The organism is Brachymonas sp. KE5 (assembly GCF_057773645.1).
In genome coordinates, this window is record NZ_CM173463.1 from 42804 (window position 1) to 56490 (window position 13687).

Annotated in this window: 9 protein-coding genes and 1 pseudogene; 4 read left to right on the forward strand and 6 right to left on the reverse strand. The window is 63.9% G+C overall.

Translation table 11 applies throughout. The features are described 5' to 3' along the window. Window positions 1-53: 53 nt before the first annotated feature. Window positions 54-1225 (forward strand): annotated as a pseudogene (locus tag ACX36O_RS00300) (benzoate/H(+) symporter BenE family transporter). Window positions 1226-1616: 391 nt separating this feature from the next. Then, a complete protein-coding gene (locus tag ACX36O_RS00305; RefSeq protein ID WP_213362261.1) occupies window positions 1617-2966 on the forward strand; it encodes an MFS transporter in 1350 nt (449 codons plus the stop codon). A gap of 149 nt (window positions 2967-3115) precedes the next feature. Here ACX36O_RS00305 and ACX36O_RS00310 read toward each other — a convergent pair whose 3' ends face one another. From ACX36O_RS00310 to ACX36O_RS00325, 4 genes are all read right to left on the reverse strand, one after another. Next, window positions 3116-3580: a MaoC family dehydratase gene (locus ACX36O_RS00310; protein WP_213362262.1), complete on the reverse strand. Its 465-nt coding sequence runs from the start codon at window positions 3578-3580 to the stop codon at window positions 3116-3118. Window positions 3581-3859: 279 nt separating this feature from the next. Beyond that, window positions 3860-4753 (reverse strand): 3-hydroxyisobutyrate dehydrogenase, encoded by an 894-nt coding sequence (gene mmsB, locus ACX36O_RS00315; RefSeq protein WP_488359886.1) that lies wholly within the window; start codon window positions 4751-4753, stop codon window positions 3860-3862. Between the two features lie 29 nt (window positions 4754-4782). Further along, entirely contained in the window at window positions 4783-5943 is a 1161-nt protein-coding gene (locus tag ACX36O_RS00320; RefSeq protein WP_488359887.1) for an acyl-CoA dehydrogenase family protein, read from the reverse strand. A 201-nt stretch (window positions 5944-6144) separates the two neighbouring features. Beyond that, entirely contained in the window at window positions 6145-7644 is a 1500-nt protein-coding gene (locus ACX36O_RS00325) for a CoA-acylating methylmalonate-semialdehyde dehydrogenase (RefSeq protein WP_213362266.1), read from the reverse strand. A gap of 215 nt (window positions 7645-7859) precedes the next feature. Here ACX36O_RS00325 and ACX36O_RS00330 point away from each other — a divergent pair, with 215 nt between their 5' ends. Further along, window positions 7860-9287, forward strand: coding sequence for a helix-turn-helix domain-containing protein (locus ACX36O_RS00330; protein ID WP_213362268.1), 1428 nt, complete (start codon window positions 7860-7862; stop codon window positions 9285-9287). Here the strand turns inward: ACX36O_RS00330 and ACX36O_RS00335 are convergent, their stop codons facing one another. After that, the gene (locus ACX36O_RS00335) at window positions 9288-10640 is read right to left on the reverse strand and encodes a sodium-dependent transporter (RefSeq protein ID WP_213362270.1); all 1353 of its coding nucleotides are present in this window, start codon (window positions 10638-10640) and stop codon (window positions 9288-9290) included. It abuts the gene before it with no gap. Between the two features lie 340 nt (window positions 10641-10980). Here ACX36O_RS00335 and ACX36O_RS00340 point away from each other — a divergent pair, with 340 nt between their 5' ends. Beyond that, entirely contained in the window at window positions 10981-12300 is a 1320-nt protein-coding gene (locus ACX36O_RS00340) for a YadA C-terminal domain-containing protein (protein ID WP_488359888.1), read from the forward strand. Window positions 12301-12435: 135 nt separating this feature from the next. Here ACX36O_RS00340 and ACX36O_RS00345 read toward each other — a convergent pair whose 3' ends face one another. Beyond that, on the reverse strand, window positions 12436-13608 hold the full coding sequence (locus ACX36O_RS00345) for an iron-containing alcohol dehydrogenase (RefSeq protein WP_488359889.1): 1173 nt from the start codon (window positions 13606-13608) through the stop codon (window positions 12436-12438). Window positions 13609-13687: the final 79 nt, after the last annotated feature.

The window sequence follows — 13687 nt, forward strand, 5'->3', positions numbered from 1 at the left end:
TCCTCATGCGCAGTACCTCCGTTGGCGCGCCCGCAGCGCACGCCCATGGCCCGATGTCCGCCATCCTGGCCGGCCTGTTGGCCGTGGCGGTGTCCTATGCCGGCCCGCTGCTGATCTTCTTCCAGGCGGCGCACGCAGGCAACATGTCGCCGGAGATGACGACCTCCTGGGTCTGGGCCATCTCGGTCGGCGCGGGCGTTTCCGGCATTTTCCTGAGCTGGTTCCTGAAGGTGCCGGTGGTAACGGCCTGGTCGGCGCCAGGCACGGCGCTGCTGATCACGCTGTTTCCGGCCATCACCATGCCCGAGGTGGTCGGTGCCTATATCACCGCTGCGGTGCTGATTTTCCTGGTGGGGGTGAGCGGCTATTTCGACAAGCTGGTGCGCATGATCCGCGCGGGGTGGCGGCCGGCATGATGGCCGGCATCCTGTTCCAGTTCGGGCTGAGCGTGTTCAAGGCGACCGCGAGCATGCCGGAGATTGCGCTGAGCATGATCGTGGTCTATCTGCTGGCACGGCGCTTCTTTGCCCGCTACGCGGTGTTGCTGGTGCTGCTGGCGGGGGTGCTGCTGTCCTGGTCGCTGGGGCAGACGCAGTTCCAGAGCGTGACGCTGGAGCTTGCCATGCCGGTGTTCACCATGCCCCAGTGGACCTGGCAGAGCACGCTCAGCTTTGCGCTGCCGTTGGTGGTGGTCAGCCTGACCGGGCAGTTCCTGCCGGGTATGGCAATCCTGCAGCTCTCGGGCTACCACACGCCGGCGCGGCCGATCATCATGGTGACCAGCCTGACCTCGCTCGCAGTGGCGGCGTTTGGCGGCATCACTACCGTGCTGGCGGCCATCACGGCGGCGCTGTGTACCGGCAAGGATGCGCACGAGGACCCGGGCAAGCGCTATATCGCCGGCATTGCCAATGGCGCGTTCTATCTGCTGGGGGCGCTGTTTGCCGGTTCCATCGTCACCCTGTTTGCCGCGCTGCCGCCGGCCTTCGTGGCGGCGCTGGCGGGGCTGGCGCTGATCGGCGCCATCACCAGCAATGTGGTGGCTGCGATGGGGCAGCCCGAACATCGCGAGTCGGCCATCGTGTGCTTTCTGGCGACGGCGTCCGGCATGACGTTCCTGGGGCTGGGTTCGGCCTTCTGGGGCATCGTGATCGGTTCGCTGGCGCATGCGGTGCTGAGCTGGCGCAAGGCAGCCCGGACGACCGCGCCAGCCAGCGCTTCTTGAGGGCGCAAAGTATTCCCGTCGACCGTCGCAGGAGGTATACCGATTCAGTGATAGTTCCGTGAATCCCGCATACCTGAGTAGGAAGGTTGGATTCTTGTCCAATTCAAGCCACATAGGTTGCCCCTGAAAGCCGTGATTTAGGAAAAACCCCTAAACCCGTGCCGGGGGCGTCCTTCTATCATTCGGCGCTGCAGTTAACGTAAACGTCAAACAACAAGAGCGTTGTCGTGGCTGCTGCTCCTTATCCGCAGTGTGCGGGGTGCTGTCACTGTCCTGTCAGGCGAAATCAGCATGCTGTACCTGTTTGCCCTCGGCAATTTCGCCACAGATAGAGCCTGGTTCCACCAGGACGCCGGCCTGTGCAGACAGGCCGACAACTAGGAAGACAACCATGAGACACGTGGACCTGCATGCCCTGATAGACCATGCAAAATTTCAGCGCTTCCACTGGATCGTCCTGATCTGGTGCACGCTGATCATCATCTTCGACGGCTACGACCTGGCCGTGGCCGGTGCGGCGCTGCCGTCCATCATGAAGGAAATGGGCGTTTCGCCCACCAACGCCGGCTTCATGATGAGCTCGGCCCTGTTCGGCATGATGTTCGGTGCGATTTTCCTCGGCACCATGGCTGACAAGGTCGGCCGCCGCTGGACCATCGCCATCTGTATCGCGCTGTTCTCCATCTTCACCGCTGCAGCCGGCCTCACGCACGAGCCGATCTCCTTCAGCGTGATGCGTTTCCTGGCCGGCCTCGGCATTGGCGGCGTGCTGCCGAACGTGGTGGCGCACATGGCCGAATACTCCCCGCGCAAGATCCGCTCCACCATGGTGACGCTGATGTTCTCCGGCTACGCCGTGGGCGGCATGCTGGCCGCCGTGCTGGGCAAGGGCCTGATCGCCGACTATGGCTGGCAGGCCGTGTTCTTCGCCGCTGCCGCTCCGCTGGTGCTGGTGCCGTTCATGATGATGTCGCTGCCCGAGTCAGCCACCTACCTGATCAAGAAAGGCCGCCACGAAGAGCTGAAGAAGATCGCGCACCGCATCGAACCCAGCTACGTGGCCCAGCAGGGTGACCACTTCGCACTGCCCGCTTCCGACAACAAGGACCAGTCCGTCAGCCTGGGCCGCCTGTTCCAGGATGGCCGCGGCTTCAGCACCATCATGTTCTGGATCGCCTTCTTCATGTGCCTGTTCATGGTGTACGCCCTGAGCTCCTGGCTTGCCAAGCTGATGGCCAACGCCGGCTACAGCCTGGGTTCCGCCCTGACCTTCGTGCTGGTGCTGAACTTCGGAGCCATGATCGGCGCCATCGGTGGCGGCTGGCTGGCTGACCGCTTCAACATCAAGGTGGTGCAGATCGTGTTCTATGCGCTGGCCGCCATCTCGATCACCTCGCTCGGCTACAAGCTGCCGCTGCCGCTGCTGTACTTCATGGTCGGCCTGGCAGGTGCTTCCACCATCGGCACGCAGATCGTGACCTACGCCTACGTGGGCCAGTTCTACCCCTACGACGTGCGCTCCACCGGTATCGGCTGGGCTTCCGGCGTGGGCCGTGCCGGCGCCATCCTGGCTCCGATCGTGATCGGCATCCTGGTGGCCATGGAACTGCCGCTGCAGATGAACTTCCTGGCCATCGCCCTGCCGGCCGTGGTGGCAGCCCTCGCGATTGCGTTCATCAACCCCAAGAAGTCGCACTCGCACCTGATCCACCTGCAGACGGCTGCGGCGCCTGCGCGCTGAGCCTGCCGGATCACTGGCTGATCCGCATAGCGTCGCTACGCGGATGGCCAGAACCTGCAACCCCCTGCGGGCAGGCCTGCGCTCCAAAGGAGCCGGTGCCGGTCCTGCATTGCCCCCCATAGCTGGCAACCGCTATGGGGTTTTTTTCGTCAGGCCGAGGCGGGCTTGCGGAACACCAGCAGCTTGCTGGTCAGCTTCTGCAGACGCTCGCCGTGCTGGTTGGTGGTAATGCTTTCCACCGTCACCATGCCGCGGTCGGCCTTGCTGCGCGAGGGCTGGATGTCCTTGATGGTGCTGGTGACGCGCAGCACGTCGCCGGGACGCGTGGGCTGCGACCAGCTCAGTTCGGTGCCGGCGCCGATCAGCCCGTTGGCAACAGGCAGGCTGTGCACCATCAGGCGCATGGAGAGGGCGGCGGTCTGCCAGCCGCTGGCGGCCAGGCCCTGGAAGAATGAATCCCTGGCAGCCTCTTCATCCAGGTGAAATGGCTGTGGATCGTAGCGTGAGGCAAACTCCACGATCTGCTCCTTGTCCAGAGCGTGCGTATCGCTGACAAAGATGTCTCCGACCTTCAGGTCGTCGAGATAGAGCGGGCGTGCGGGGCTGGCGGGCATCGGGGGTCTCCATGAGAGTGTGGGAGGAGCGGATGGACCATTATCCGCGGCCTGCGCAATGTACTGTCGGCTGAGCAAGCTCGGGGATTGCGCGATGGGGAAGGCAGGAGCGGCAGTGCAACTCCAGGAATTGTGCGATGGCGGAGGCATGCGTCGACAGCGTGCCGGCGCAAGATCGGCACGGCAGAGGTGACCCCGCAAACAAAAAAGGCGCGCGGCCCGAAAGCCAGCGCGCCTTGCCTGCGCGCACAAGGCCCGCAGAAGGAGACAGTCGAAGGATCAGGCCTTCTGCAGCATCTGGATGATGGAGGAGAAATCCAGGCCGCCCTTGCCGGACAGGCTGTGCGCCGCGTACAGGCTGCGCGCCATGGCGCCCAGCGGGGTGCTGGCACGCACGTGCATGGCGTTTTCCTGCGCCAGGCCCAGGTCCTTGAGCATCAGGTCGGTGCCGAAGCCACCGGCGTAGCCCTTGCTGGCCGGGGTCGTTTCCATCACGCCGGGCACGGGGTTGTATTTTTCCAGCGCCCAGTTGCCGCCGGAGCTGCGGCGCATGATCTCGGCCAGTGCTTTCGGATCGAGACCGTTGGCCAGACCCAGGGCCATGGCTTCGCTGGTGCCGATCATCAGGATGCCGAGCAGCATGTTGTTGCAGATCTTGGCCGTCTGGCCGGCGCCCACGCTGCCGGCGTGGAAGATGTTGGCGCCCATTTTCTCGAGCAGCGGACGGGCGCGGCCCAGTGCGGCATCGTCACCACCGACCATGAAGGTCAGCGTGCCGGCAGCAGCGCCAGCGGTGCCGCCGGACACGGGGGCGTCGATGAAGGCAAAGCCCTTGGCGGCGGCAGCAGCGCCCACCTTCTGCGCGCTGGCGGCGGCGATGGTGGAGCTGTCGATGATCAGTGCGCCGGCCGGCAGCACGTCGAGCAGGCCGGGCTGGCCGTCCTTGCCCAGGTACAGGGCTTCGACGTGGGCGCTGGCGGGCAGCATGCTGACGACGACTTCGGCGTCCCTGGCAGCATCGTTGGCGCTGGCGGCCACCGTCACGCCTTCGGCCTTGACGGTGTCGCAGGCGGCCTGGGACAGGTCGAAGGCCTTGACCGTGTGGCCCGCCTTCTGCAGGTTGATGGCCATGGGGCCGCCCATGTTGCCGATGCCGATGAATGCGATGTTCATGAATGTGTCTCCTTGTGGGTGAATAGGGTTTAGCGGATGGAATCCAGGCCGCGGTCGCCCAGCAGGCGGCGCGACACGATCACGCGCATGATCTCGTTGGTGCCTTCCAGAATCTGGTGCACGCGCACGTCGCGCAGCAGGCGCTCCAGCGGGAATTCGCGCAGGTAGCCGTAGCCGCCGTGCAGTTGCAGCGCCTCGTTCACGATGTTGAAGCAGGCGTCGGTGGCGAAGCGCTTGGCCATGGCACAGTAGGTGGTGGCATCGGGGCTGCGTGTGTCCAGCTTGAACGCGGCCAGACGCACCATCTGGCGTGCGGCGACCAGTTCGGTCTGCATGTCGGCCAGCTTGAACTGCAGCGCCTGGAACGCGGCCAGCTTCTTGCCGAACTGGCTGCGCTCGTTCATGTACTGCTGCGCGGCATTGAGCGCGCCCTGGGCCGCGCCTACGGAGCAGGTGGCGATGTTGATACGGCCACCGTCCAGACCCTTCATGGCGATCTTGAAGCCTTCGCCTTCGGCACCCAGCAGGTGGCTGGCGGGCACGCGCACGTCGCTGAAGCTGATGGCGCGCGTGGGCTGGCTGTGCCAGCCGAGTTTTTCCTCGTTCTTGCCGTACTGGATGCCCGGCAGATTGGCCGGCACCAGCAGGGCGGAAATGCCATCTGCACCCGGGCCGCCGGTGCGGGCCATCAGCACCAGCACATCGGTGGCGCCAGCGCCGGAGATGAACATCTTCTCGCCGTTGATGACGTACTCGTCGCCTTCCAGTTTGGCCGTGGTGCGCAGGCTGCCGGCATCGCTGCCGGCGCCGGGCTCGGTCAGGCAGTAGCTGGCGAGCTGGTCACCCGCCGTCAGCGCCGGCGCGTACTGCTCGGCGATTTCGGGTTTGGCCCAGTTGGTGATCATCCACGTTGCCATGTTGTGGATGGTGATGAAGGCCGTGGTGGAGGGGTCGACGGCCGCCAGTTCCTCGAACACCAGGGTGGCATCCAGGCGCGACAGGCCGAGGCCGCCGTATTCTTCGGAAGCGTACAGGCCGCAGAAGCCCAGCGCGCCGGCGGTGGAAATGGCCTGGCGCGGGAAGATGTGCTCGGCGTCCCACTTGGCGGCGTTGGGGGCGAGTTCGCCGGCGGCGTAGTCGCGCGCCACGCTGACGAACTGTTGCTGGTCGTCGGTCAGGTCGAAATACATGGTTTGTCTCCTCCTTCCCTCGCTCGGAAAGGGGTCTCGATTCTTGTTGGGTGCAGCCTGCAGGGGCCGTGCATTGCCACGATGCCGCGCACAGGCAGGGAAGCCGCAGGCTGGTGCGGCGGCTCCGGAAAGCGGGGAGGCCAGCCTGCGCAGGGCGGTTGTCTGGGCAACCGTCCCTGCCGGGTCAGGCCGCAGCCGGAATTACTTCAGGCTGATCGTGGTGTGCACGCCACCGGCGTTGGCTTCGTCGAACCAGCGCTTGGTGATGGTCTTGGTCTGCGTGTAGAACGTGATGACCTGCTTGCCGTAGGGGCCCAGGTCGCCCAGCTTGGAGGCGCGCGAACCGGTGAAGGAGAACAGCGGGACCGGCACGGGAATCGGCACGTTGATGCCGACCTGACCGACGTCGATCTCTTCCTGGAACTTGTGCGCTGCAGCGCCGCTCTGGGTGAACAGGGCGGTACCGTTGCCGTTCGGGTTGTCGTTGATGATCTGGATGGCTTCTTCCAGGGTCTCGGCGCCCATCACGCACATCACCGGGCCGAAGATTTCCTGCTTGTAGATGTCCATGTCGACGGTGACGTCCTTGAACAGGGTCGGGCCGACGAAGTTGCCGTTGGCTTCCGCGCCTTCCAGCTGTGGGTTGCGACCGTCCAGCACCAGGGTGGCGCCTTGCTCGACACCGGAAGCGATCAGGTTGTCCACACGGGCACGGGCGTTCTTGTTGATCAGCGGACCGACGTCCACGCCGGGGGTGGCGCCGTTGCCGACCTTCAGGCCCTTGGCGCGCTCGGCGATTTCGTCCACCCAGTTGCGGGCCTCGCCCACCAGGATCACGACCGGCAGGGCCATGCAGCGCTGGCCGGCAGCACCGAAGGAGGCGCCAGCCAGGGCGTTGAGGGTCTGCTCCTTGTTGCAGTCCGGCAGCACGATGGCGTGGTTCTTGGCGCCCATCATGCACTGCACGCGCTTGCCGGCCAGGCTGGCGCGGTTGTACACGTGCGTGCCGACGCCGGTGGAACCGACGAAGCTGATGGCCTTGATGTCCTTGTGGTCGCAGATGCCGTTGACGACGTCAACGCCGCCGTGCACCACGTTCAGCACGCCGGCGGGGATGCCGGCTTCCAGCGCCAGTTCGCACAGGCGGATGGTGGACATCGGATCCTGCTCGGAGGGCTTGAGCACGAAGGTGTTGCCGGTGGCGATGGCCATCGGGAACATCCACAGCGGGATCATGGCCGGGAAGTTGAACGGGGTGATGCCGGCGCACACACCCAGCGGCTGCAGGATGGTGTAGGTGTCGACACCGCCGGCCACGTTGTTGGCGAATTCGCCCATTTGCAGCGTGCCGATGTTGGCAGCGTGCTCGACCACTTCCAGGCCGCGGAACACGTCGCCTTCGGCGTCGGGCAGGGTCTTGCCCTGTTCACGTGTCAGGATGGCGGCCACTTCCTTGATGTTCTCGCGGATCAGCTGCTGCAGCTTCAGGAAAATGCGGGCGCGGGTGCCGATGGGGGTGTAGCGCCATGTCTTGAAGGCTTCCTTGGCAGCGGCAACGGCGGCGTCCAGTTCTTCCTGGGTGGCCATGGGCACGCGGGCAATCACTTCCTGCGTGGCGGGGTTGACGACGTCGCGCCATTCGGTGGTCTTGGACTGGACGAATTGGCCGTTGATCAGCAGCGGGACGCTGGGAATGCTCATGGGGTGTCTCCTTCGGTAGTCGGCATGAAAAAGCGTTGGTCGGGCGCCTGGCCCGACCTTTGCAAAAATGGTATTCACAAGCTTTGCAAATCATCTACGTGTTTCCCCTAGGTTTTCGCTGTATCAGTGTGTAGGTGTGATACCTTTTGCAACTCGGGACGCACTTTTGCAAATGTTGTGCAAAGGGTTCCCGATCACGCCATTCCATTGCTTCCATGTCACGCAAACTCCTGATGGGCCCGGCGCTGCGGCGCCTGCGCGAAAAAAACCAGCTCTCCCAGTCCGCCTTTGCCGAGCGGCTCGGGCTGTCGTTCAGCTATATCTGCCAGCTCGAGAACAACCAGCGGCCGGTGACGGCGTCGGTGCTGCTCAAGCTGACGCAGGTGTTCCAGGTGGACCTGAGCGATTTTTCCGAGGACCGCAACCGGCGCCTGCTGGGCGAGTTGGACGCCATCTTCCGGGACCAGGGACTGGTGGGGGATGCCAGCGTGTCCCCCGCGGATATCGACCGCATGGTGCACACCGTGCCGGCACTGGCCGAGACGCTGGTAGCGCTGTACCAGAAGCAGTTGCATCTGCAGGAGGAGCTGCAGCAGCTGGTGGACCGTTTCTACGGCGATTCGCAGCAGGCTGCGCAGGCGCCGTTTCCGCACGAGGCGGCGCGCGATTTCTTCAACCGTCACGACAACTATTTCGATGCGCTGGACCGGCAGGCCGAGCAGCTGGCGCGCGACTGGGCCCTGCAGCCGGGACGCCGGGGGGCCGAGTTGCGCGAACGCCTGCAGCAGGAGCATGGCATCGAGGTGGTGGCCGGCGAGGCCAGCACGCTGGAACTGCGCCAGTACGACGCACGCCGGCGCCGCCTGGTGCTCAAGCCGCAACTCGGCGATGCGCAGCAGGCCTTTCAGATGGCGACGCAACTGTGCTTTCTGGCATACGGCGACCTGCTGGACCAGGCCTGCGCCGAAGAGACGGCGCTGGCCGACGCGCAAACGCGCACGCTGGCGCGGCAGGGGCTGGCGCATTACTTTGCCGGGGCGCTGCTGCTGCCCTATGGCGAATTCCTGCAGGCGGCGCGCAGCATGCGCTACGACGTGGAGCAGCTGCAGCGGCGCTTCCAGGTGAGTTTCGAGAGCGTGTGCCACCGCCTGAGCACGCTGCAGCGCAGCGGGGCGCGCGGCATTCCGATGTACCTGATCCGGGTGGATCAGGCCGGCAACGTGAGCAAACGGCAGAGCGCCAACTCGCTGCACTTCGCACGCCATGGCGGCACCTGTCCGCTCTGGCATGTGTTCGAGGCGTTTGCCCAGCCGGGGCAGATTCTGACGCAGGTGGCCGAAATGCCGGACGGCACGCGCTATTTCGGCATTGCGCGCAGCGTGCAGCGTGGCGGCGGCAGCTTTCACGCGCCGCGCAAGCGCTTTGCCTTCGGCATCGGCTGCGAACTGGCGCAGGCACGGGAACTGGTGTATGCCGATGGCTGGGATCTGCAGCAGCCGCGCGCCATCACGCCGATCGGGCCGGGCTGCCGCGTCTGCCCGCGCACCGATTGCGTGCAGCGCGCCTTCCCGCCGGCGGGCAAGCCGCTGCACAACGACGATTTCAGCGAGTCGCTGGTGTCGTACCGGTTGGAGGAGAGCTGATCAGCCCAGCAGGCCGTAGAGCATCACGGTCAGAATCAGCAACGGGGTGACCGTGGTCAGCACGATGTAGATGATCCGCAGCAGCGCTGCGTTGCCCAGCGTGCCGCCATTGCTGTTGGCCGCCACGAAACCGGCGCGCTTCCAGCGCAGCAGCACGAACAGGCAGGTCAGCAGGCCGGTGATCGGCATCAGCAGCTTGCTGGAGAGGAAATCGAACAGATCGAACAGGTTCATGCCTGCAAGCTGCACCCCACTCAGCGTGCTGGAAGACAGGGCCGACAGGCTGCCCAGCGCGACCAGCAGCAGGGCGGTGAGCCAGGTGGCGCGGGCACGGCGCATGCGCAGGCGCTCGTGCAGGATGGCGACCGGCACTTCCACCAGCGACAGCATGGCGCCGATGGCGGCGAAGGTGGTCAGCACGAAGAAGGTGACCATCAGCAGGTGGCCGAAGGGCATGCCGGCGAATACGGCGGGAATGGTCTGGAACAGCAGGGCGGGCCCGCCGGCGGGGTTGAAGCCGAGCGCGAATACGGCGGGGAAGATGGCCAGGCCGGCCAGCATGGACACGGTCAGATCGGCCAGCATCACCGTGAGCGCGGTGCGCGGAATGTTCTGCTCCTGGCGGAAATAGCTGCCGTAGATGGTCATGCTGCCCACGCCGAGCGAGAGCTTGAAGAAGGCCAGGCCGAGCGCCTTGAGCAGCACCTGGCTGTCGATGCGGGAAAAGTCGGGCAGGAACAGGAAGCGCACGCCCTCCATGGCGCCCGGGAGCATCAGTGCGAAAGCCGCTACCAGCACCAGCAGGCCGAACAGCAGCGGCATCAGTCGCTTGGTGACCGCCTCGATGCCGCGGCTGACGCCGAAGGTGATGATGGCGCCGACCAGCAGCAGCACCAGCCATTGCCAGCCCAGAGCGGCGACGGGATTGCTCACCAGGGCGCCGAAAGTCTGCTCCAGCACCCCGCGATCCTGCGTGAGGATGCCGCCGCCCACGCTCTTGCCCACGTAGGCAAAGACCCATCCGACCACGGCCGAGTAGAACGACATGATCAGCAGCACCGAGATGAGGCCGAGCACGCCGATGATCCACCACAGCGTGCCTGGCGCCAGCTTGCGATAGACCCCGACCGGATCGGTGCGTGCGGTGCGACCCAGGCTGATCTCCGCAATCATCAGCGGCAGGCCGGCCAGCAGCGTGGCGATGAGGTAAATCAGCAGAAAACCGGCACCGCCGTTGTTGCCGGTCTGGTAGGGAAACATCCAGATGTTGCCGAGACCGACGGCAGAACCCAGGGTGGCGGCGAGCACGCCGAAGCCGGAGCTGAAGCTGTCGCGGGTGGCGGGGGAGGTCATGTTTTCAGGGGCATGGGGCAGCGTATGCACGGACGATTGCACAGCCTGCCAAAGGGAGTTGCATTATAGGCGCGCTGGAACTGCTGCCCGTGGCATGCGAGGGGAATAGGCCCTCCCCGTTAAATACTCATTTTTGATGAATATTGAGGGTCAATTTCTGAGCCATATAGGATTGTCGCGTAATTGCTACGTGAGCAAGTGAGTAAAGATCTGCAACATCTGCTATCATCGAAACGGCGCACGTTTGTGACAAATGTCACGAAATGTGGGTCCAGTTTTCTGGTGGGGCACCCTTTTTCCTATAGGGGTTAGTTTCGATCAATGACAAGAGGAGAACGACTTGAAAACACGTAAACACATGGACATGACTCGTAACACGCTGCTAGGCGCGCTGCTGGCTGGGGTGGGCGCTATGGTGCCATTGCAGTCGGCACAGGCGGCGGATGTCACAATTGGAGGCAAGGAAGTCACTGTTTGGAATTCATTCTTGGGCATTCCTTATCCGGATGGGAATAACGGCGGTGTTCTGAATGCGCCTGGTGGCATCACTACGACTACGCTTGGCACTTCCGGCAATGCGACGGTGGGGGGGGCTCTCAGCGTGACTGGCGCTACGACCACCAAGGGCATCACCAATACCGGTTTGCTGACCAACATTGGCAACGCAAAGATCGATGGCGATTTGGAGGTTACCGGCAAGGTAGACTCGGCGGAAGTGAACGCGGGCAAGGTGAACGCTGGCGAAGTGAACACTGACAAGGTGAACGCTGGTGAAGTGAACACCGACAAGGTGAACGCTGGTGAAGTGAACACCGACAAGGTGAACGCTGGTGAAGTGAACACCGACAAGGTGAACGCTGGTGAAGTGAACACCGCCAAGGTGAATGCTGGCGAAGTGAACACCGACAAGGTGAACGCTGGTGAAGTGAATACTGCCAAGGTAAATGCAACTACTGGTAACTTTGGCACCCTGAACGCCACGACTGGAAACATTACCAACGATCTGACCGTGGGCCATAACGCCATTGTCAAGAACAACCTCATTGTTGAGAACGATGCAGAGGTGAAACGCCACCTGTCGGTTGGTCAGGACATCAATGTGGGTCGCAATGCGGTCATCGAGAAGAACCTCATTGTGAAGAATGATGCAGAGGTAGAGCGTCACCTTTCGGTGGGTCAGGATGTCAACGTGGGTCGCAATGCGATTGTCAATAATGATCTGATTGTCAAAGGCAATTCGGATCTGCAAGGCCATCTGAACGTGGGCCAGGATGTCAATGTTGGTCGCAACCTGTCCGTGGAAGGCATGACCAATACCAACGGCATCAACAACAACGGCCAGCGTATCCAGAACGTTGGTGCTGCCGTTGCAGGCACCGATGCGGTCAACCTGAACCAGCTCAATGAGCGCTTTGGCGAAGCGCAGAAGTACACCGACAACGGCGTTGCTGCGGCTCTCGCGATTCCCAGCATGCCGACGCTGGCTCCTGGCAAGGGATGGGCCGGCATGGCGGTTGGCAACTACGGCAGCGCCACTGCGGTCGGCTTGGCCGTGGGTTACCAGGTGAACGAACGCTGGAACTTGGGTCTGGGCGTGTCTCAAGCCACGCGCTCCGGCGGCAAGACTGCAGTGAAGGCACAGGCCGGCTTCTCCTGGTAAGCCAGCGGGAGAGCGTTCCATCCGTTGAAGGTGCTTGTGCCCTCCCTCAAGCATCCCGGCGACGGATGGGCTGAACAGAAAAATGGCGTCCAGATTTGCCTGGACGCCATTTTTCGCTTGGAACGATGATGGGACTTACAGCGCAGCTTGCAGGATCTGCCTGCTGGTTTCCAGGTTGATATCCTGCTTTTCGCCCAGCTTGACCATGCCATGCTTGTCCAGTTGCGCGACCAGCGCGTCGATGGCGCTGGCATCGAGCTGGTAGTCGGACAGGCGGGTGGGGACTTCCAGCGACTCGAAGAAGGCGCGCGTGCAGGCGATGGCCTGGTCGATGCGGGCCTCGGGCTCGCCATCGCGGATGTCCCAGACGCGCTCGGCGTATTGCAGCAGCTTGGCGCGCTTTTCCTCGCGGCGCACCTGCATCACCGCAGGCAGCACCACGGCCAGCGTGCGCGCATGGTCGATGCCGTGCAGCGCGGTGAGTTCGTGGCCGATCATGTGCGTGGCCCAGTCCTGCGGCACGCCGGCGCCGATCAGGCCGTTGAGGGCCATGGTGGCGGTCCACATCAGGTTGGCGCGGGTGTCGTAATCGTCCGGCTTCTCGATGGCGTCGTGGCCGATCTCCACCAGGGTGCGCAGCAGGCCTTCGGCAAAGCGGTCCTGCACGCGGGCGTTGACCGGGTAGGTGAGGTATTGCTCGGTGATGTGCACGAAGGCATCGACCACGCCGTTGGCGACCTGGCGCTTGGGCAGGGTGAAGGTTTTGGCGGGGTCGAGCACCGAGAACTGCGGATAGGTGCAGCGGCTGGAGAAGGGCAGCTTGTCGTGCGTGGCGGCCTTGGTGATGACGGCGCCGTTGTTCATTTCGGAGCCGGTGGCCGGCAGCGTCAGCACCGAGCCGAAGGGCAGGGCGGACTTGACCACGCGGCCGCCGGTGAGCAGGATGTTCCAGGGGTCTTCGCCCTCCGGCAGTGCGGCGGCAGCGGCGACGAACTTGGTGCCGTCGATGACCGAACCGCCGCCGACCGCCAGCAGGAAGTCGATCTGCTCGGCCTTGACCTGTTGCACGGCGCGCATCAGGGTTTCGAAGGTGGGGTTGGGCTCGATGCCGGCGAATTCGCTGATCTGGCGCGTGCCGCCTTCGGCCAGCGCGGCCTTCACTTCGTCCAGCGTGCCGTTCTGGATCACGCTGCCGCCGCCATACAGCAGCAGCACGCGGGCATTGGCCGGAACGGCCTTGGCCAGCTTGGCAATGCTGCCCTGGCCGAAGAGGATGCGGGTGGGGTTCTGGTAGTCGAAATTCTGCATGATAGAAGGCTGAGTGAAGGCGCTTGGAACCTGTGGCGGGAAGAGTTTGATGGTAGCGCGGCCCCATTGCCCTTGGAAG